This is a genomic window from Candidatus Reidiella endopervernicosa (assembly GCF_013343005.1).
GTDB lineage: Bacteria > Pseudomonadota > Gammaproteobacteria.
In genome coordinates this window covers 1,655,498-1,675,669 of sequence record NZ_CP054491.1, presented here as the reverse complement: position 1 = coordinate 1,675,669, position 20,172 = coordinate 1,655,498, and the positions used below count along the sequence as shown (strand labels likewise).

The 20,172-nt window shown below is 52.8% G+C and carries 24 protein-coding genes, 1 other RNA gene and 3 pseudogenes; 10 read left to right on the top strand and 18 right to left on the bottom strand.

Annotated elements, in window-relative coordinates; all coding sequences use genetic code 11:
- Positions 1-6: 6 nt before the first annotated feature.
- The gene (locus HUE57_RS09340) at positions 7-1,395 is read right to left on the bottom strand and encodes a sodium-dependent transporter (protein ID WP_078482546.1); all 1,389 of its coding nucleotides are present in this window, start codon (positions 1,393-1,395) and stop codon (positions 7-9) included.
- A 124-nt stretch (positions 1,396-1,519) separates the two neighbouring features.
- On the opposite strand from HUE57_RS09340, the gene smpB reads away from it, so the two are divergent.
- The 6 genes and pseudogenes from smpB to HUE57_RS20250 all read left to right on the top strand — a co-directional run bounded on the left by smpB (position 1,520) and on the right by HUE57_RS20250 (position 6,924).
- Positions 1,520-2,005, top strand: a complete 486-nt coding sequence (gene smpB / locus HUE57_RS09335; protein WP_078482547.1) for an SsrA-binding protein SmpB — start codon at positions 1,520-1,522, stop codon at positions 2,003-2,005.
- A 100-nt stretch (positions 2,006-2,105) separates the two neighbouring features.
- Positions 2,106-2,478, top strand: a transfer-messenger RNA (tmRNA) gene (gene ssrA, locus HUE57_RS09330).
- A 319-nt stretch (positions 2,479-2,797) separates the two neighbouring features.
- Positions 2,798-3,206, top strand: a pseudogene (locus HUE57_RS20590) (phage/plasmid replication protein, II/X family).
- On the top strand, positions 3,163-3,390 hold the full coding sequence (locus HUE57_RS20255; RefSeq protein WP_174673065.1) for a phage/plasmid replication domain-containing protein: 228 nt from the start codon (positions 3,163-3,165) through the stop codon (positions 3,388-3,390). Before HUE57_RS20590 ends, HUE57_RS20255 begins: the two are co-directional and overlap by 44 nt.
- 1,215 nt (positions 3,391-4,605) lie before the next feature.
- Positions 4,606-6,606 (top strand): tetratricopeptide repeat protein, encoded by a 2,001-nt coding sequence (locus tag HUE57_RS09315; protein ID WP_174673064.1) that lies wholly within the window; start codon positions 4,606-4,608, stop codon positions 6,604-6,606.
- Complete coding sequence (locus tag HUE57_RS20250) at positions 6,607-6,924, top strand: O-linked N-acetylglucosamine transferase family protein (RefSeq protein ID WP_420885716.1); 318 nt, start codon at positions 6,607-6,609, stop codon at positions 6,922-6,924.
- Between the two features lie 608 nt (positions 6,925-7,532).
- Here the strand turns inward: HUE57_RS20250 and HUE57_RS09305 are convergent.
- The 5 genes and pseudogenes from HUE57_RS09305 to HUE57_RS09285 form a co-directional block, all read right to left on the bottom strand.
- Positions 7,533-8,198, bottom strand: coding sequence for an amino acid ABC transporter permease (locus HUE57_RS09305; RefSeq protein ID WP_174673062.1), 666 nt, complete (start codon positions 8,196-8,198; stop codon positions 7,533-7,535).
- A gap of 102 nt (positions 8,199-8,300) precedes the next feature.
- The gene (locus tag HUE57_RS09300; RefSeq protein WP_174673061.1) at positions 8,301-8,945 is read right to left on the bottom strand and encodes an amino acid ABC transporter ATP-binding protein; all 645 of its coding nucleotides are present in this window, start codon (positions 8,943-8,945) and stop codon (positions 8,301-8,303) included.
- Between the two features lie 27 nt (positions 8,946-8,972).
- Positions 8,973-9,621, bottom strand: a pseudogene (locus tag HUE57_RS09295) (amino acid ABC transporter permease).
- Between the two features lie 19 nt (positions 9,622-9,640).
- Positions 9,641-10,401, bottom strand: a pseudogene (locus tag HUE57_RS09290) (transporter substrate-binding domain-containing protein).
- Between the two features lie 267 nt (positions 10,402-10,668).
- Positions 10,669-11,013, bottom strand: a complete 345-nt coding sequence (locus tag HUE57_RS09285) for a YybH family protein (RefSeq protein WP_174673060.1) — start codon at positions 11,011-11,013, stop codon at positions 10,669-10,671.
- A 52-nt stretch (positions 11,014-11,065) separates the two neighbouring features.
- Between HUE57_RS09285 and HUE57_RS09280 the strand changes: the two genes are divergently transcribed.
- The 3 genes from HUE57_RS09280 to HUE57_RS09270 all read left to right on the top strand — a co-directional run bounded on the left by HUE57_RS09280 (position 11,066) and on the right by HUE57_RS09270 (position 12,682).
- Positions 11,066-11,272 (top strand): hypothetical protein, encoded by a 207-nt coding sequence (locus HUE57_RS09280; RefSeq protein ID WP_174673059.1) that lies wholly within the window; start codon positions 11,066-11,068, stop codon positions 11,270-11,272.
- Between the two features lie 351 nt (positions 11,273-11,623).
- Entirely contained in the window at positions 11,624-11,962 is a 339-nt protein-coding gene (locus HUE57_RS09275) for a hypothetical protein (RefSeq protein WP_174673058.1), read from the top strand.
- A gap of 138 nt (positions 11,963-12,100) precedes the next feature.
- Positions 12,101-12,682: a beta-class carbonic anhydrase gene (locus HUE57_RS09270; protein WP_078485123.1), complete on the top strand. Its 582-nt coding sequence runs from the start codon at positions 12,101-12,103 to the stop codon at positions 12,680-12,682.
- A gap of 79 nt (positions 12,683-12,761) precedes the next feature.
- Here HUE57_RS09270 and HUE57_RS09265 read toward each other — a convergent pair whose 3' ends face one another.
- The 11 genes from HUE57_RS09265 to HUE57_RS09215 form a co-directional block, all read right to left on the bottom strand.
- On the bottom strand, positions 12,762-13,166 hold the full coding sequence (locus tag HUE57_RS09265; RefSeq protein WP_078485122.1) for a tetratricopeptide repeat protein: 405 nt from the start codon (positions 13,164-13,166) through the stop codon (positions 12,762-12,764).
- Between the two features lie 115 nt (positions 13,167-13,281).
- On the bottom strand, positions 13,282-13,815 hold the full coding sequence (locus HUE57_RS09260; protein WP_078485121.1) for a TrmH family RNA methyltransferase: 534 nt from the start codon (positions 13,813-13,815) through the stop codon (positions 13,282-13,284).
- Between the two features lie 74 nt (positions 13,816-13,889).
- Positions 13,890-14,231: a 5-carboxymethyl-2-hydroxymuconate Delta-isomerase gene (locus HUE57_RS09255; protein ID WP_078485120.1), complete on the bottom strand. Its 342-nt coding sequence runs from the start codon at positions 14,229-14,231 to the stop codon at positions 13,890-13,892.
- A gap of 14 nt (positions 14,232-14,245) precedes the next feature.
- The gene (locus tag HUE57_RS09250; protein ID WP_174673057.1) at positions 14,246-15,154 is read right to left on the bottom strand and encodes an inositol monophosphatase family protein; all 909 of its coding nucleotides are present in this window, start codon (positions 15,152-15,154) and stop codon (positions 14,246-14,248) included.
- A 2-nt stretch (positions 15,155-15,156) separates the two neighbouring features.
- Complete coding sequence (locus HUE57_RS09245; protein ID WP_078485118.1) at positions 15,157-16,143, bottom strand: oxidoreductase family protein; 987 nt, start codon at positions 16,141-16,143, stop codon at positions 15,157-15,159.
- A 7-nt stretch (positions 16,144-16,150) separates the two neighbouring features.
- Complete coding sequence (locus HUE57_RS09240; RefSeq protein ID WP_320416285.1) at positions 16,151-16,486, bottom strand: hypothetical protein; 336 nt, start codon at positions 16,484-16,486, stop codon at positions 16,151-16,153.
- A gap of 82 nt (positions 16,487-16,568) precedes the next feature.
- A complete protein-coding gene (locus HUE57_RS09235; RefSeq protein WP_236860710.1) occupies positions 16,569-17,135 on the bottom strand; it encodes a nucleotidyltransferase domain-containing protein in 567 nt (188 codons plus the stop codon).
- 126 nt (positions 17,136-17,261) lie between these two features.
- Positions 17,262-17,480, bottom strand: coding sequence for a hypothetical protein (locus tag HUE57_RS09230; RefSeq protein WP_078485236.1), 219 nt, complete (start codon positions 17,478-17,480; stop codon positions 17,262-17,264).
- A gap of 104 nt (positions 17,481-17,584) precedes the next feature.
- Positions 17,585-17,941, bottom strand: a complete 357-nt coding sequence (locus tag HUE57_RS09225; RefSeq protein ID WP_174673739.1) for a hypothetical protein — start codon at positions 17,939-17,941, stop codon at positions 17,585-17,587.
- Between the two features lie 108 nt (positions 17,942-18,049).
- Entirely contained in the window at positions 18,050-18,769 is a 720-nt protein-coding gene (locus HUE57_RS09220) for an RNA pseudouridine synthase (protein ID WP_078485149.1), read from the bottom strand.
- 214 nt (positions 18,770-18,983) lie between these two features.
- Positions 18,984-19,148 carry a hypothetical protein gene (locus HUE57_RS09215; protein WP_174673056.1) on the bottom strand — a complete coding sequence of 55 codons (165 nt, stop codon included), beginning with the start codon at positions 19,146-19,148 and terminating at the stop codon, positions 18,984-18,986.
- Between the two features lie 47 nt (positions 19,149-19,195).
- Between HUE57_RS09215 and HUE57_RS09210 the strand changes: the two genes are divergently transcribed.
- Positions 19,196-19,351: a hypothetical protein gene (locus HUE57_RS09210; protein ID WP_174673055.1), complete on the top strand. Its 156-nt coding sequence runs from the start codon at positions 19,196-19,198 to the stop codon at positions 19,349-19,351.
- A gap of 38 nt (positions 19,352-19,389) precedes the next feature.
- On the opposite strand, the gene HUE57_RS09205 is transcribed toward HUE57_RS09210, so the two are convergent.
- On the bottom strand, positions 19,390-20,163 hold the full coding sequence (locus HUE57_RS09205) for an ABC transporter substrate-binding protein (protein WP_174673054.1): 774 nt from the start codon (positions 20,161-20,163) through the stop codon (positions 19,390-19,392).
- Positions 20,164-20,172: the final 9 nt, after the last annotated feature.

Sequence of the window (20,172 nt, the reverse complement as noted above, 5' to 3'; positions counted from 1 at the left end):
CTGTTGTTACCCGATTGAGATGAGACCAATGGCGTTAAGGAAGACGATTGAGACCGCAACCGGCGTGACATAGCGGATCAGAACACGCCACACCTTAAAGAAGAAACCATCCTTCATTGCCAACTCGTCGAGGCTTGAGGCGCGACTCATCTGCCAGGCAGCAAAGAGTGCGATCAACAGTCCACCCAGCGGCAGCATGATATTAGAGGTGAGATAGTCGAGTAGATCAAAAATGGTCTTATCGGCGAAGGTCTCAAACATCGACAGCGGTTTCACCTCCGACCAGATATTAAAGGAGAAGACGGTGGCCAGACCGAGTAGCCAAGCGGTCATACCAGTCCAGCTCGCCGCCTTGATACGGTTCATGCCCATATTCTCCACCTGATAGGCCACCATCGGTTCAATCAGTGAAATGGCCGAGGACCAGGCAGCAAAGACCAGCAGCATAAAGAAGATCGACCCAAACAGTTCACCGCCCGGCATCTGACCAAAGGCGATTGGCAGGGTCTGGAAGATCAGCCCCGGACCAGCGCCCGGTTCCAGGCCATTGGCGAAGACGATTGGGAAAATCGCCATACCTGCCAACAGCGCTACCACCGTATCGGCGATGGCAATCATCACCGTGGTTTTTGCAATCGATGCCTTCTGCGGCAGGTAGGAGCCGTAGACCATGATCGCACCCATACCGAGGCTGAGGGTGAAGAAGGCGTGGCCCATCGCAATCAATACCCCGTCGGCGGTGATCTTGTCGAAGTTGGGGGTGAAGAGGAACTCCAACCCCTGTTGGAAGGCGCCGGTGTTCATCGCATACCCAACCAGGATGATCAGCAGGATAAAGAGCGCCGGCATCAGGTAACGCACCGCCTTCTCCAGACCACCCTTCACACCACGAGCGACCACCACCGTGGTCATCACCATAAAGATGGTGTGCCAGGTGATCAGCCGTTCGGGATCGGAGATCAGCGAGCTGAAAATACTACCGACACCATCTGCCGTTTGACCGGTAAAGACACCTGCTGCGGTCCGGAAGAAATAGGCCAGCGCCCAGCCAGCGATGACACTGTAATAGGAGAGGATCAGGAAACCAGCGGCGACACCGGCCCAGCCGAGGTACTTCCAGGCGCCGTTACGCCCCTCCTCCTCCGCTAGATGGCGCATGGTATTGATCGGGCTGCGACGACCGCGACGACCCAACATGATCTCCGCCATCATGGTCGGCACACCGATCACCGCAATACAGAGCAGATAGACCAGTACAAAGGCACCACCACCGTTCTCACCGGTGATGTAGGGGAATTTCCAGATGTTACCGAGACCGACCGCTGAACCCGTCGCCGCCAGTACAAAAACCCATCGTGATGACCACTGTCCGTGTATCGATTCGCGCTTCTCCACGGCTTCTCTCCAGCTCTTGTTATTAGATCCGCGCCATTATCGACCAATTGAGCGGACGTCTCAAGCCGCATTCGGGCGAAATCGCCATCCCCTTGCACCGCCGCATCCCCTATAATGTCGCGCCATGGCGAAGAAAAAACCAAAAAAGAAACCGGCGGACAGCGGCAGCACCATCGTGCTGAACAAAAAAGCACGGCACGACTACCATATCGAAGAGCGTTTTGAAGCGGGTCTCGCCCTTGAGGGGTGGGAGGTCAAAAGCCTGCGTGCGAACAAGGTGCAGCTAGCCGATAGTTATGTCTTTCTCAAAAAGGGCGAGGCATGGGTCTCCAACCTGCTCATTACGCCTCTACAGACCACCTCTACCCATATCACCCCCGAACCGACCCGCGTACGCAAGCTGCTACTGCATCGCCACGAGATCGACAAACTGATTGGCGAGGTTGAGCGCAAGGGATACACCCTGATCATCATGGCGCTCTACTGGAAGTATGGTCGAGCCAAGGCGGAGATCGGTGTCGCCAAGGGCAAACAGGCGCACGACAAACGCGCCGCGCAGAAAGATCGCGACTGGTCACGCGAAAAACAGCGCGTACTCAAACACGGCTAATCAGCCACTCAAACCCACTCAACTTGAATTGGGTCCGTCCGACCTCTATATCTAATCGCGTAGGGAGTGTGCTTCGGCTATACTCCCCACCGTTACCAATGGGGGCGACATGGCTTCGACGTGGGTCGCGAAACCTGAGGTGCATGCCGAGGTGCAGGATTCCTCGTAAATCCGTCTGCAAACTTTTAGTTGCCAACGACGACAACTACGCACTCGCAGCTTAAAAACCTGTAGATTGCCGTCTGACCGGGGCCGTGCTTGTGCGCCCGGGTTCTTCGGAACATTCAGGCGTCGACTCTCACAAGATCGTCATGACGTGCGTCCGGCGCTGATTGCCTAAAACTCTACCGGAATCGCTGTCAGTGGGCCCCGCCGACCGGGTTGCTGTCAGTTAAAATAATAGGCCGGATAAGCATGTAGAGCCGATGGCAGAGGGCTTGCGGACGCGGGTTCGATTCCCGCCGCCTCCACCAATCAAGGGTTTAGAGCAGACCACTCTAGACCACCTTATACCAAGTACTATCAACAACTTAACCAAATACTCTTTCTAGATCATCTGGTCTGGAAGGGGCTGTTTTGGCCTCTGTTTAGTCACAATTTAGTCACAACTTCCTTCGACCAGCTTGCGGTTTGCAAGAGCGATAATCGAGACGCCGTAAGCAAGTGGATGCCGCAAGGCGTGGCGCGAAGGCATCGGAGCGCCACGCCTTGCGGCATCCGCTTGTGTCGGTGTCAGCACCTAGTCTTGGCTACGAGGCTAAGAAGCATCAGGGCAGCCAGATGATCGACTGAATCAAGGCTGTTATCCCTTGCCAGCATTCTGAGATTGTCGCTGGAGGCTTGGTTATCTCTCTGCAACAGGATACCGGTGAAGTCGAATGGCAGACTATCAAACCCCTTAAAGTTGAAGGCTCTCACTCATCATCAGTTCAGGTAAAGAGCCATGATCAGGGCTACCTGCTAATAGACGGAAACCCAGCAAAGTTTCTACAGGGCCACAATATTTTCGGCACTGACGATTTAGTCAATCTTTGCTACGCATTCTTTGATCGCATCACGGAAAGCCTAGGCCTCAAACCATCTCCATATTATCGCGCAAAGTGGCTATCAGCTACTGAGAGTGGACACCACTCAATCTTTCCGTCTCGACTGTCAGAATGATGTGGCTGCGTGGTTACACGCTGCTACTCCTCATTGTTAAGGGAAAGCACCAGGCTGCATCTGCATACAGCGGCGAAACGCTCTACATTGGCCAAAAATCCAGAAGAATATCTCTCAAGTTACACAATAAATACAAAGAGCTTCAAAAACACAACCAGACGTTCCTAGTTGGGCATATGGCACGGAGATCTACTTCGACCCTCGCACCCAGAACAAAAACGTGAAATAGCCACTTCTCTGTGGCGTGATTCGTAGTATTATCGCTGCATTACCACATAATACCCATGGATATAGAAAAGGAACTCACATGTCACTACAGGATGTTGAACGAAAGTACGCTCAAAACCAGCCATTACCAGCAACTAGATGGGTGCTGATAATTGCATTTGGCATCTTCTTAGGAAATACCCTCTCACTTGGCCTAGAACGTGCTGTTACCTACTGGAAATTCGGCAAGTTGCCATGGCTGCAAAAGAGGCCGTGCAAAGAAGTTCCGCAGAACGAGCTGTACAGCTAGAAGCAGACAGGAAGGCTCAGGCAGCACGTTTAGAGCAGCAGCGAATCGAGAGCGCCACAAAGAGGGACGGATATCGACAGGCCAAATGGACATGTGATTTTTGGCGCCAACAAGTTGCCAAAGAGAACTCTGCATCCAACAGGGCATATGGGGATGACGCCTGCAGCGGTCTATCTCAGTTCAGATAGAGCCCTGATGCCTTTCGAATCAAAACAGACATGAATACCCAGACAGCATGAAAACCTAGCATTTCTCGTAGTAATTGTAGCGCTTGGATATCTCTTCTTTCAGGATCAAAGCATCCTCAATCCTGACAGAGGTCAGCAGGTTGAGAACAGCGACAAACGTATTCGAGCTGCATACAATAATCAGCAGAGCTGACTTACAAATCCATGGCAAAGGAATCGTGACGTGAGTCCTTCCAGATGATTTTGAAGGCTCACGCCATCAGAAGTTCATTCTAATGGGTCACCATCAAGAAGCTCATAGAGCTAACTGGTCACAGCGACAACGCAATAAGAGCGAAAATTTAGAATGGCGCCTGGCTCTGCGAGAAACATTGGCGTAAGGCACCCGACATCCACATTCTATTTAATCTCAAGGAGATCGAGGCATGGATGGAAGGCAAGACGGCGTAAGAAGTCGCTGTAATAGCATTCAAATCGACTTCACTATCGTGGAGTCAGACTTTACTTGGAGATTTCACTAAAGGTGACAACGGGCCACTTGATGACCTCGAGCAGATTGAGTACCGCTTTGGGATGACCGGGCACTCGCTGCGCGTGCACCGGCACGAGAGCCCCTTCTCTTGGGTGCCTTAGAGGGTATGAGGTGTGACACTAATCCACCTTTTGCTTGTGGGCTTCGATGGCGATGGGTAATCTCCCTCATCACGGGTTGGTCATTTCAGGAGTACGCGTCAGTGCAGCAGCAGATCAATGAAGCCTTGGACTATTTTCACCGGGGACGTTTCGATAAGGCCGTCGCCCGGATCTCGCCCCTGCTCAAGCGCCAACCGAAAAACCCCCAGCTCCACCTGCTGCTCGGCGCCTTTAATGCCGGCCGTGGTGAGCACCGTCGGGCGATCAAGAGCTATGAGAAAGCGCTCGCACTCGAACCGCAGCTGCTCGATGCCCGCTTTAACCTAGGGCTGGCCCACCAGGCACTGGAACAGTTTGATGAGGCTGAGCGCTGCTTTCGCCAGATACTCAACCAGCATCCCAACCACCCGCAGAGTCTCAACGAGCTCGGCACCGCCCTCTCGGCGCAGCAGGACTACGAGGCGGCAGATGAAGTCTTCGCACTTGCCATCACGGCCGCGCCCGACTTCCCCGCTCCGGCGATCAACCGTGGACTAAACCGGGTCAAACAGGGGCACTTCGAGGAGGGAATCGCCGCCATCGAGCTGGGACTGGCCCTCGACCCTAACGATGCCGTGGCCCTCTATAACCTCGGCTACGCCTATGAGCAGATGGGCCAATTGGATGCGGCCCTCGCCGCCTACCTGCGCACCGAGGCAATCGCACCCGATGAGGTCGACACCCTCAACAACCTCGCCAACCTCTTCTCCGAGCAGCAGCGCTTCGATGAGGCGCTACCGCGCTACAAGCGCTGTTGTGAATTAAAACCCAAGACGGCGGAGTATCTATATAATACGGGGCGCTGCTGTAACAAGATGAGGGCTTCCCCTGAAGCGATCGCGCCCCTAGAGCAGGCGATTGCACTCAAGCCCGCCTACGTCGAGGCCCGCATCGAGCTGGGGCTGGCACTCAATCGCTGTGATCGTAGTGAGTTCGCCATCACGATACTTGAGCAGGCAATCAAGCTCGATTCCGCTTCGGCCAGCACCCATGCAGCACTCGGTAATTGTTACATGAAACTCGGTCACTACCCGGCTGGCCGAGCTGCCTTTGAGCAAGTCCTTGACCTCGACCCCGAGGACTCGGCTTCGCTGCGTAATCTGCTGATGCTGCTCGAGTACGATCCTGACGCCGATGATGCCCACCGGATGCGCATCGCCAAACAGTGGGGGGAGCTGGCCATCAAGCGAGCCGGGGGACCGCGACCGCACCCTGCACCCTACCCGAAGGCACCGGGCGAGCCACTGCGCATCGGCTATGTCTCGGGCGATTTCAGACAACACACGGTAGGACTGTTTATCAAGGCACTACTCAAGCAGCACGATCAGAGTCGCTTTGAGGTGTTCGCCTACGCCAACAACCACGAGGTCGACGCGGTCACCGAGGAGATCCAGGCGGTCACCACCTACCGGCCGATCGGACACTTAAACGATGAGCAGGCGGTTACACTGATCCAGCAAGACAAGATCGATGTGCTGGTCGATCTGAGTGGTCACACAGGGCGTTCACGCATCGATCTCTTCGCCTGGCGCCCCGCACCGGTGCTGGTCGAGTTCCTCGGCTACTTCTCCACTACCGGCCTCCCCTACTTCGATGCCCTGCTAACCGATCGCTGGCACACCACACCCCAGATGCAAGAGCACTTTGTCGAACCCCTGGTCGAGCTCGAGGGTGGGCGCTTCAACTACCAGCCAGTCCCGTTTGCACCCGAGGTGAGTCCTCCCCCCTGTCTTGAACGCGGCTACGTCACCTTCGGCTCGTTCAACAACCACACCAAGTATCACGCCGGGGTCTATGCACGCTGGGCCGAGATCCTGAAACAAGTCCCCGACTCCAGGTTGCTGCTCAAATCGGGGGCCTACGAGAACATGGGGTTGAGGAATGATGTGTTAGAGGCCTTTGCTGAGCACGGTATCGAGCCTGAGCGGATCGAGCTGCGGGGGAGGTCATCCCACGAGGAGATGTTGGCCGAGTATAGCGATATCGACATAGCTCTCGACCCCTTCCCTTTCACAGGTGGAATGAGCAGCTGTGAGGCGCTCTGGATGGGGCCCCGGTCGTGACTGAACCGCAATCACGCATGGTCAGTCGTCAGAGTTACGCCTTTCTCTCAGATCGGCATGCCGGAATGGGTAGCTGACAATGAAACACATTACATCGAGATCTGCGTCGGTCTTGCGAAAGAACCACAGCATCTAGCAGAACTGAGGCCGAGATTGCGTGAGGCTATGACGCGGTCGTCGCTAATGGATGTTGAGGCTTACACTAGGTCGTTTGAATCGTGCCTCATCAATATTGCAGATCAACAGCCGTTGAATGAACCAGGAAACGATCATGAAACGCATCGATGTCCAAGCCTATGTCAATGTGACGCTCGGTAATGCGTCGCAGCGAAACGGCTCTTAAAAGATCATGCTGGCCAGATCATTCCAGATCGCAACCCGATCTACGCCGTTGTCAGCACGCCTAAGTCTGGCTCGATCTACCTGATCAACGTCCCTCAGAAAACACTTCATCTTCCGTTTATCCCACTCTTCCATGCCTATGGGAGCAACGAACATGATCTCTATCTTCCCACGCTCGTCACTGCCGCAGCTAATGGCGCCGTCATATGGGGAGCAACTATCCATGCAATCAATTATTTTACTTATCTTTCTAATAGTTAATGATTGTTTTGGTAGTTGCCGCCTCCACCAACAAAATAGGGGTTGTCCATTGGGCAGCCCTTTTTATTTGTATTGAGCCGTGTGTATTAGAAGCCGCTCTAAGTTCGGATATTTGCATAGATGCATCACTTTCACGATGACCTGAGATATTCAAAAGCGACACCCGTCACCTTCACCAATCGAAGATTTAGATCAGCCATTTCCAGACCAACACCCCCATTTCACCTGCCACTTATCCAAGTCCCTTTAGTCGGAGAGATGGTTCGGCAGGGCGTCAATAGGCTCGGGGTAGAGGAAAACCGTAGAAAGTGCTGTGCAAACTCTCAACTATCCTGGCGAGAAAACCCTGGAATAATTACACGCTTCTCAACGTAACGTGCCGCCAACACAAGAATGGAAACGAATAACAGATAGACGATCGCCGCGAACAGGTAAGCCTGAAAGAACTGAAAATTGGTTGCGGCCAGTTCTTGTACCCGGGCGAAGAATTCAGTGTATTGAATAAGGAATGCGACTGAGCTGTCCTTCAAGTTGCGTATAACCTGGTTGGTCAAGGCTGGCACCGATAAACGCAGCACCTGCGGCAAAACGATGAAGCCGAATACCTGTGTGTGATTAAAACCTTGAGCCCTGCCTGCCTCGATTTCAACGTAATCCAGCCCGTTATAGGCCGTCGTCATATAAGCAGCATTATATGCCGCCACATTTAATGTAAAACCAATCACCGCAACCATAAACGGAGAGAGGGATATCCCCATTGCGGTAAGCCGTAGTACATCAGGAATAACAGAACGATCAGAGGCATTCCGATGAAAAGGAGATGTACCCTGGATCAAACGCCTCACCCATGCGCGGTGACTTAAGGTGAGATAAAACACGACAATACCAAATATCAATCCGGTGATACTCATCGTGACAGTGAGTTTCAGGGTTTCTACCAGACCGGTCATGATGAGCGGCATCTGATCGAGCAAATCACTCAGAAACACACTCCATCCGTTCATCGTGCACTCGCCTCCTGACCGAAGAAATCACGAATATTTTCATCAGGATGGTGGCTAGAGAATGATCAATGGCCTCTTCAGCCAGAATCACCCCTTATCAAGGAAGGTAACGCGCTCAGCGATAGCACTGGCCAACCGCAGATCATGGGTCACACAGAGCATGGTCACGTTTTCACTGTTAAGCCGTTCGATCAACTGTCCCACTTCGCGTGACATGACGGGATCGAGCGCCGAAGTGGGCTCATCAAGAACCACCACAGCAGGGTCCATCGCCAGAGCACGAGCCAATGCCACGCGCTGTTTCTGGCCACCCGAAATCTGTGAGGGATATTTATCTCGATGTTCGGCCATGTCCAAACGAACCAATTCGTGCATTGCTTTCTCTTCCGCCTCAGCACGACGCATTCCACGTAGCTTTCGCAGGCCCAGCGTAACGTTATCCATCACAGTGAGGTGTCGATATAGCGCAAATTGCTGAAACACGAAGCCGATACTTTGCCGTAAGGCACGCACATCAACATCGGAATCGCATATATTCTTGCCACGAACATGGATCGTGCCGGAGTCAAACTCGACCAACCGGTTGATACAACGCAGCAGCGTTGATTTGCCACAGCCCGACGGACCCATGACGACCTTGACCTCACCTTCGACAACATCCAGATTGATGCCATCCAACGTAATCTGCTGGTCAAACTTTTTCACCAGATCGCGAATTTCTATAAGTGCCATATAACTTCCTCTGGATCTCTTCCGCGATTAGCTCTGACCCATACCGGGGACACGATAACGCCGCTCTAAGAACTGCACACCGAGAGCAGGGTGCGATAGATGGCGAAATAGAGGACACCTACCGCGAGATAGATCTCAATACCACGCAATGTTGTCGATGCGAGCGTCATCGCCTGCTTGGTAATTTCGGGAATACCCACGGTGTAGGCAAATGGCGAGTACTTCAGCACGGTGGTGAACTCGTTCACCATTCCCGGTACCGAAAACGCAGCATTTGGGGAATTTCAATGTTGAGCAGGATTTGCAGCCGAGTCATGCCTATCGCTTGTGCGGCAAGAATTTCGTGTTCATCAACCGAATCAACGCACCGCGAAAAACCTCTGCAAGATAGGCGGCGGCGATCAAACCGAGGCTGAGCATCATCGCCGGTAGCGGAGAAACCTTGAGACCGAGACTGGGCAGTCAAAATAGACCAGAAAGAGTAAGACCAGCACGGGGATACCGCGAAAGATGTAAGTAAAACATCCACCGCAGATGTCACACCGTACCAGCCCATTCGCCGCATACCTGCCGCCACGAGTCCAACAAGCAGACCCGTGGCACTGCAGGCGATTGTCACCAATAGGGTGTAACCCACACCCTGCGCCAGTAGCGCAATGATGTCGAAAAAGTTCATACGCTATATCGGCGCAGGACTATTTCATCCATTTATCGACAATTGCCTTGATTTTGTCAGAGCCTAGCTCGACCAGATATTTATTGAAATCGTCGCGGCGTGGAGAGCCTTTGGCAAAAGCAAAACCAAGTTGATCGAAGCCAGTAAAGACGTAGCTGCTTTCGATAGGCAGTTTCTTCTTGTAGAGGTAGTCAGCGAAGACAGGCTCTTCAATGAAGGCAAGATCGAGGTGACCATTTTGCAGATCGCTTACCACTTCACCATAGGTCGGGTAGAGTTTCACCTGGCTAAGCGAGTAATAACCTTTAGGTTCAAGATCATTTTTGATCAGATCGTTATAAGCCATGCCACGCGGATAGCCGATAGAGTATTGCTTCAATTGCGCCAGATCATCGATTTTGATGTTGTTCTTCGTCAGACCTACCAGATGCCAGCTGTTGTCAAAGTAAGGCTCTGAGAAATCCATCGCCACCTTGCGCTTATCGGTAATCGAAATACCCGAAAAAGCCACATCGGCTTGTCCGCTGGAAACTGCACCCAGCATGCCCTGCCAATCATAAGGGGTAACTTCAAGGGTGCAGCCTCTGGATTGCAGTAGCCCTCGAAGATCTCCATATCGATTCCGGTAATCTTTCCAGCCTCCTCAAAGACCATCGGAGGAGATGAAGGTGTGACGGCCACTTTGACAATTTCAGAACCCGCATTGTTTCCAGCGTCTGCGGCCTCTTTATCAGAACAACCCAGAGCGAACAAACTGACGACACACATCAGGCCAAGCAATCGAAGTTTTTATACATGAAGCTATCCAGTCAAATTAGAGAAGGTCTAGATAGTACTGGAGATTCCATATTCAGTACAATTTTTATGGGAATAAGATCGTTCGTGTTACACGACATACACCGCACAAAGCCTTGCTTGAAACATCTATGGCTCTCAGCGCCCCCTTAATGTCGTGCCGTTCTTCTTCAGCCGTTCAAACAGCTGTTATTTTCAATAACAATTTCCCTTATTTTTCCAGGAATGGAAGCGTATCTGTATGGTGCCCTATCATTTTCCACTCCCCTCCTCTTTACGGAATACATTAGTCGCCCGTATTGATACCTTCTCTGGCTCGCCCTCCACGGGGTTATTTTCTCCTATCTCATAATTCTGCGTAAGCGCTATATCCTCACCCAGCGTAACTCTCATATCGGCATGCTCAACCTTTCCTCCAATTTTCATCGCCGTATGCTCTTCCCATACCTCAAGCACCTGCTTCCATCCAACCTGGAATCCACCGTAGGGTCCCATGTAGGTAATGTCGTCTGCATGTGACCAGACCGCTTTCATCGGCTCCATATCACCTTCAAATGTCAGATTCAGAGCAGAATAAAACCCCTCAACAGCGCTCATAATCTCTTTTCATCACTCAGGGATTTATCAGAAAAATCGGGAGTCGCTATTTTTGCGGAAGCATGTTTTGGGCATCCAAGCCCAAGCAAGCGGCAAATACTTAACGCGACCGTTTATGCCTACGGCGCCCCGACCGTCCTGCGTTCGTTGCGTAATCACCTCTTCGCGGCTCTACACAACTCCCTCACTGACTCTACGCCGACATAAAGCCGCTGCTGCATCTTCTCCGTCGTTCGCTCACGCTCTCAACTACGAATAGGCAGACGGCGTCGACTATCGCGGACTAACCGCCTTCGCTTCGCTATCCATGGCGGTCAGCGTCGGTGTTCTTATTCATTTTCACTCCTGGAAAACATTACTTTAAAGCCATCTTTTACAGCGCTCGTAGCACTTCAGTGGCAGAGCACATCAGTCTCGATCGGAAGAGTAGCATCAAGAGTCACTCAGACCCTCTTAATATCCGGTGCTTGAGTCAACAGGCCTACCACCCTCATGATTCTCGGCATGGCATCATGCATTAACGGAAATGACGTGGGTCATAAAATCTGAGCTGCAATGAGCAAGGCTACCCCAAAGAGTGGCCTTTATGTAATGAGTATCATGCACCGTTATGATGCACAGGCACATCTCACACCCGCAATCGCAAAGACCGCTATTAACACAATCTCCATCCAACATCATCAGTCGCTTTATCGTCTATATTTGCCGTAGGCGCGTAACGATCGTCCGGGGAGTCGCTATTTTTGCGAAAGTTTGTTTTGGGCATCAAGCCCAAGCAAACAGCAAAAACTTAACGCGACCGTTTATGCCTTCGGCGCACCGACCGTCCTGCGTACGTTGCGTAATCACCTCTTCGCGGCTCTACACAACTCCCTCAGTGACTCTACGCCGACATAAAGCCGCTGCTGCATCTTCTTCGTCGTCCGCTCGCGCTCTCAACTACGAATAGGCAGACGGCGTCGACTATCGGGACTAACCGCCCTCACTTCGCTCTCCATGGCGGTCAGCGTTCGCTTTTGTCTACCTCAGAAACCCCTACCTCGTTGCTGCGTCGATACTATCCGTACTGCGGATAAGGAGGTTGATCATGAGCAAACAATTCAAAGAAGTAATGACCGCGAATGCTGAATATGTCGCAGATTTTGGTGACAAGGGCGAGCTGCCGATGCCCCCAGGACGGCACTTTGCGATTCTAACCTGTATGGATGCGCGTCTCGATCCTGCCAGGTATGCCGGTCTGGCCGAGGGTGATGCCCACGTGATCCGCAACGCCGGTGGACGTGCGAGCGACGATGCGATTCGCTCGCTGGTGATCTCCTACAAGCTGCTCGGAACGCGTGAGTGGTTTGTGATTCACCATACCGACTGCGGCATGCAGACCTTCACCTCAGAGATCATGGGCGATCTGCTTGTCGGTAGCCTGAAGACCTCAACGGTCGATGAGACCGGTTGGCACGACAGCTACGTCGGCGGTGGAACGACGGCCGGAAAATTCATCAACTGGCTGACCATCAACGACCCTAGAGAGAGCGTGATCGAAGATGTGGAACGGATTCGTAACAACCCAATGGTTCCACACGACATTCCGATTTACGGTTTCATCTACGACTGTAAGTCAGGAGAGCTGCTTGAGGTCTCCGAGGCGACCGCGATTGTTCAGGCGGCTTAATCGTACAAATCAATAATAAAAAAGGGCTGTCATCTTCGACAGCCCTTCCCTTTTAATCAGTTGTTCACAGAACTTGATTTTACTCTCCAGGCGCAGCCCCACTCTCGGCAATTGCCTGACTGATCTCTGCATACTTCTCGAAGGTCTCTCGCTCCTGTACCTTATCGGCCACCGAAATGAAGCGGCGAATCTCCCCCACCGCCTCCTCATAACGCCCCTGCTTCATCAACGCGTTAAATAGCGCGATCGAAATCATGCCCGAACCCGGCTCCATCTTCACCAGCCGCTCATAGACCATCTCCGCCTCGGCGAACTTCTCTTCATAGAAGTAGACACCACCCAGCATCAACAAGGCAGCGGCGTTATTGGGCTCGTCCTTCAGCAGTTCAAGCAGCATCAGACGCCCCTCTTCGTTGCTACCGCCCTCTAGCAGTGCCTTGGCCTGTGCAAGGCGCTCTTCAACATCACTCATTTCAGAACTCATAAATTCTCTTCAAATAGCTAACGGTTTCAGACGCGGATTAACAGCGATCAGATAGTAACAGAGTCGCAAGACGACGCTTGTCGAATCAGATAGACTCGCATGCAATACGACACCATCAATTCTTGCGAAGCCCCCTAACCTTTATGTTGTTATTTCTATCACGACTTTCACGAATCAGCGATTCACTCGCATGGTTCTCAGACGATTTCACCATCCGGTCGTAGAGCAGCACATTGACCGTCGCAGCCAGATTCATGCAGCCCACGGTCGGTATATAGACCACCGCATCGGCCCGGTCGATGATCGATTGACTGAGCGTGCCATCTTCTGGGCCAAACAGATAGAAGGCACTCTCTGGGTGTTGAAACTCGGTCAACGGTGTCGCGTTCTCCGCAAATTCAACACAGACAACCTGCATTCCATCGACCACCTCATCAAGCAGCGATTCAACGCCCACGAGCGGTACATCCTCACTCACACTACGACTCATCTTTGGGATATCGGGATTGAGTGCCACGGCACGAGGGTAGCGGTCACCTGTATAAAAAACCGAATCGACACGAAAATTACCGGCCGCACGCATCACCGAACCGACGTTCTCCGGGCTTTTTGGATTACTCAATCCAATCGAGATGGTTGATTTTTTCATCTGTAAATATCGGCTGTCTTTAGTCGTTGAGAATATTGATTCAATATTATTAGGGGGCAAGATCAAATTGCCAATCAATGCGAATGCTTAGCGTAGCTGGAGCGATCCATATCAACCACTTCAACAGTGACAACGGCCACAGGTAGCCCCTCATCACGAACGGCCACCAACACGGTTTCACTCAGCAGCCCTTTCTGCTCAGGGGTACGGCCAGCGTGAATATGGCACCGAACATGGAGAAACGGTTTGCGTTCTCCACCAACAAGATAGTGTTCAACCGGAATTGCCCGCACGCGGATATGGCTCTGATCAAACAGCGCTGTCGCAGCAGCGGCTGTGTGAACAACGTTGAGTAATGACTCGATCTGCTCAGCGGTTAGCGCATCACTGGCATATTCGACAATCAGGTGAGGCATCAGAAAATATCTCTTTAACTTATTTCAGGGGTGTAATTGGAAAAAAACGGTTGTAGCTGTGACATAAGTTCAGTTGCCACTCGCTGCTCCGTCGCAAAGATCACACCACGATGATTCATGAAGGTCGACTCCGCACGATTCAGCTCCAGTGGCTGACCATAAAAATCGCTGGCAACTGCTCCCATCTCATTAAACAGTGCAGCCGTAGCGGCAAAGTCCCACAGGCTTCCGCCACCCGGCTCCGTTTTCGGCAGTTTGAAGTAACACCCTGGGCCATGCTCAAGCCCCCAACAGGCACTCATCACCGCTCCACCATTGTGTAACGTCGTTACCCCAGAGAAGCCGAGCTGCGTCGCCATCGTCTCAATACGCTGCAGTAGCTGCGGGAAGTCACTGCGTGACTCCAGAGTGCGGTCACTGATCAGCGTTAACAGCGGGGTATCGCCAGAGGGTACGTGGCACCACGGCTCACCGTTACGCTCTACCCCCTGCCCCTTCACAGCAGAGTAGAGCGTCGCTGTAACCGGATCGTAGACCACGCCAATCAGTGGCTCCCCGGCACGCGATACCAGCGCAATCGAGACGGCATAACCGGGCAGCGACTCGATAAAGGAGAGTGTGCCGTCGAGCGGATCGACACACCAGAAGTGGTCCTGCTGCAGTCGCGCATGGTCATCGCTACTCTCCTCGGTGAGCAGCGCCAAGTCATACCGTTTACAGCTTGGCTGCAGAATTTTGATAATAGCTGCATCACTGAGCAGATCAACCTCGGTCACCACCTGCGAGGCGAGTGTATCGCCCCCCGCCTTATGCTCTACCGCAACCGACTCCGTGCTACGACTCGCGATCAGTGCTCCCGCCTCGGTCGCGGCTCTGATCGCACATTGCGATAGATAGCTGAGATCGTCTGCACTGAGCTGCATCGTTATGCCGTTGCCCCGTTCAACTGCGCCACCACCTCATGGGCGATCCGTTCGCTATAGCCGTGAATCTTCCAGTGGCCAGGGCTCCACCCCTTCACAAAGCGGTGAAAATCGGTCCAGGCGAGGTGATAGAGAGCACGCCACTCCTGCTCCAACGCAGCAAAATCGATATCACTGCTTCGATCACTCAGCGCCGCTTCAAGCTCTTTGAAGTAGGTCTCGAGCAGTCTGCCCTCATGCCGTTCACACTCACTTTCACGCAGACAACTACCGATAAAATAGGCGACATCCTTCATGCCACAGCCACCACCGACATACTGAAAGTCGACCGCGGCCACCGCCTGCCCATCGTGTGAGAAGCAGAAGTTGGCCAGCTTGGCATCGCCATGCACAAGGGTCTGAAAACGGCTCTTTCGCAGCCGCCGATCGATCACACCCGCCGCCGCCTTCAACGGTGCATCCTTCAACACCGCCAACTCATCGGGGCGGGTATCGAGGTGCCAGTAGGTACCCACCTTCCACAGCTGGTCGGGCGTCTCCCCCATATAGGTAGCGTGAAAGTTTGCCAACCAACGCAGACAGACCACCATTTCGCTCATCGAGACCGAATCGAATCGGCGGGGAAAACCGCTGGCATCGAGATCCTCAAAGACCATCAGGAACTCATCCTTGCCCTCCTTCAGCGCATAGCAGCGCGGCACTCGGCAGCTCTCATCACACCGCTCGCTCCACTTGCGGTACCAGCTACTCTCCACGTGGTAGGAGCGCACCTTACGCTTGTGCGAGCGGTCGCTATTCCAGCCACGCGGATGATCTTTCTTGCCCGGCAGTTTCACGTGTTTGATCACCACCGTTTCATGTTCGCCACCGTGCAGTCCGTAACGTGCAATCATCCCGTAGCCGCTCCAGAGCGACTGGATATCTTCGATATGGAAAATCTTGTCGGCGTTGCACGCCTTGCGTGCAATCTCTTGAAAATCATCGTTCATGGATTATTTATATCTTCAGTCTTCTTACCAAGCCCAATAGCTCTTTTGCATTTAAAATAAGCTCTTCTAGCAAAGGCTCATCAACCTCCATGTGCCCTTCGTACTCGGCGAGATTACGTCGATCGTGGCAAATAGAGAATATTCGTATCCGACCTTTGTCGAGATTGACAGTGTGCGTCAAACACTGAAACACCAAATAACGCTTATCTGATCGATATCCAGCAGCTCTTAATGCAGCCAGTGCCAGACCGTGCGACGCGTTATAAGCCAAATCAAAACGACTTGCATAGGACAAACCGTTATTCTCAGCATCGGTCAATCGATCAACTGAGGCACTAACCAACCCTTCAAACTCCGTTTATCGGGTAACTCACTATGAAGCTCCCTAATCCTTGCCAGATTTTCCAAAGTCATCGATTACTCCTTTAATCATATGTTTTGGCCGTTCCATTATCCGCTGCAAAAACTGCTACCTGCTTCCATTTTGATCTAAAGACCGACGCAGCAAAGATAGTAGGATTAATTGGTCGACTCAGTGACTCCTCCACCGGCATCAACAAATCGACAACCTCACCATATACCAGCCCATCTCCCACCAGCATCAGGTCGATATCACTCGTCTTGGTATCGGTCGAATTAGCTACTGAGCCATACACAAAAGCCAACTCAATATTCGAATCAGCTGGTTGGAGTGCTTCACGGATAACATCCGCCACACCAAAGGTCTTTCGCACGATGTTGAGCAGATCGGAATATATCGGATTTTCAGAATTGGCCTGATAGTGAAGCTGATTCCCTTCACGACTAACCACAAGCAGACCTGCGGAACTCAACCGATCAAGTTCGCGCCGGATAGTACCTCGCCCCATATCAGCCCAGCGCACAATTTCGTTAGTATAGAAACTCTTATCGGGTTTGCCGTATAGAAGACCTAACACCCGCTGCTGGGTTTTCGTAAACAAGGCGCTGCCAATAGTGGAAACAGTCATCATCAAACACCGATATAGGACCCATTTTGGGTACTATAGACCCCATTATGGGTCTTTTCAAGAGTCCGCTATTTGATACCAGCCACGCAGATGTTCCTTAAATCGTCATTCATTGAAATTACAGACCTACTAATTTTTCTTCGCCGACTGATTGCCGGCCTTGATGCAGAACATAATAAAAAAGGTGTTCCAGTTATCGTAGCCATCGACATCGTCGATATTCTCTAGCTCGGTCTGGCTCTTCAGATAGCGCGCGGTTTTCTCGATATGCTCATCATCGAGCCCATTTAGCTTGATCAGATCGATTGCGGCCTCAGAGGGTTGCCACTCACTTAATAATTTACTCATCACCTTCGACCTATCAAACTAACGAGGGGACACACGGTTGCTAGTGCCTTTACTGAATGCGTCCGCAGCCTTATCACATAGAGGCTCAGGGCTCATATTCGAACTCAACGGAGCTCACGCAAATCGACTGCCAGCCTGTTCGGTGCCCAGCCATGAACCTTGTCATGGGCCTCAACATAGACGGTCGTCGTCTCTTGCGGGATCGTTACACCATGCAGACCACGGGTAAACGGTTGCTCATTCACGTGAGGATGTAGCAGCACACGATCACCAAGCAGCTGGCCCTCGCCATCCACTACACGCCAGCGATCGGCATAGTGGTCCCAGCCCGTATCGGCATGTTTGAGCGTCACGCTCACAGACCACTGATTGTCACCACGATTCTGAAAATCGGCAGCAAGGATCTGCACATCACCTGCCTCAGCGATATTGATAACCGAGAGAGTCAGGAACGTAGTCATCAATGCACGTAATCTTTTGAGCACTGTCATCACATCCACACTGTAGTCGAAATCAGAACGGGCCTGAATTGCCCCGTCACTACAGGGCTTCTAATACAGACGAGGTGATCAGAACAGCTTACCTGACGGCAGGTAACGCCACCGCCCCGGCGGCAGTTTGCCCATCGAGATACTTCCGATGCGAATTCGTTTCATCGTCGCCACACTCAAACCGACGCTCTCGCACATAAACTGAATCTGCCCCGGTCTTGGTGCCTTCAGCGCAAAGCGTAATCGCGCCTCACTCTGCCGACTCACCTTGGAGCGCATCAGTGGCGCACCTGCCATCTTCATCGGCCGGTTGAGCTGCTCAATCTGCGCATCACTCACAACATCGTTCAGCTCGACCACATACTCCTGCTCATTTCTGTTGGCATCCTCCACCAGACGGCGAACCACGCGCCAGTCATTGGTAAAGGCCACTAGACCCGTCGCCTTGGCCTCCAGCGGTGCCGTGGGTTTAAGCCCCGAGAAGTGACGATTAAGGATGCGGATACGGGAATGATCTTCCTCACTGCGACTCTCAGGCGTAATCAATCCCAGTCCAGCCTCGGGGGACTTCACATCAAATGGATCTGGCAAATTTAGCAGCATCGTCACCGGCGTAATCGGCTCAAGCGTCGCATCGGGGTGCAACTCCACCTTCTGCTGCGACACCTTGAACTGCGGTAGATCGACCATCTTTCCATCGACCTTCACCCAGCCACCCTCAATATACTTCTGGGCATTGCCGCGCGAGCAGCCAAGCAGCTCAACCAGACGTTTGTCGAGACGAATGGGATCACTCATCACAGTCACACAACAGCAGAGATAGTTGGAGGTTCATATATAAAATGGTTACCGGTGTCATTGTTCAGAATAGGTTAATCGCGCCGTGGCATGTTACAGGTGAGGCTAAATAGACGAAAGTTAAAACGTGTGGTTGAGAGCAATCAGGTAGGGTGGGCCGCCCTCTTTGCCCAGGCGACAGTGACAAAATCACGTTACCCTGAGGCTCCCAAGATCATCCCTGTGGTGCAACAATCGCCGCCCCGTAGGCGTGACGTTGGCTGATCGCACCACCATAGGCAAACACATCCAACAAGTTCTCGTAGGCCTGCTGTGGAATGGTCGGATCATCCTGCCAGCAACCCAACCGCTGGTAGGCCAACACCGTCTGACTCAACACCAGTGGATCAATATCGGTAAAAACCCGTACTCTGGGGAGTCGCTATTTTGCGAAAGTTTGTTTTGGGCATCCAAGCCCAAGCAAACAGCAAAAACTTAACGCGACCGTTTATGCCTGCGGCGCCCCGACCGTCTCTGCGTACGTTGCGTAATCACCTCTTCGCGGCTCTACACAACTTCCTCACTGACTCTACGCCGACATAAAGCCGCTGCTGCATCTTCTTCGTCGTTCGCTCGCGCTCTCAACTACGAATAGGCAGACGGCGTCGACTATCGGGGCTAACCGCCTTCGCTTCGCTATCCATGGCGGTCAGCGCCTGCTCCCTGGCGGCGATCTCCTCCGCCGGGGCCTGCAGGACAAAGGCCTGCGATTTTCGGTAGGCACGCATAAAGGCCTGCGCCTGCGCCTTCTCCCCCTGCAACCACTCCCGCGAGGCACAGAGGCTGCTATAGGCGACAGGGCCTACTGCATCCCCCACCGCGGCCACAACATGCGCCTTACCGTCATGTTCGAGTTGCTGTGGCGCAGGCCCCTGCAGATGGAGATAGTCGGCTCGCCCCGCAAGGAAGGCCGCTAGCATCGACTCCGGCTCCCCGGCATCCACCACCTGCAGCGCCTCATAGTCTACCCCCTGACGATGCAGGCCATATTTCAACATCGCCATCGGCTGAAAGAAGTGATCCACCAACACCTGCCGACCCATCAACTTGCGCCATGAAAAATCGGCGTCGGGCTCGCGGGCGGCAATAAAGAAACCGTCACGGTTATTAATCTGGGCAAAATGGACAATATCGGGCAGCTCCCCCGCCTCCAGCGCGGCAAAACTGGTGGCCACTGCCGACTGAGCCAAATCACAGCTACCACGCTGAATATTCTCCACCACCGTATCCCCCGGCCTCTCCTGACGATAGTGAGCCTCCAGTCCCTCCTTCTTAAGAAAACCACCCGCCATTGTCATCAACAGCGGGCTATAGAATGCCGAATGGCGTAAGGGCATGATGGTGATTTGCGACATATGAAACTC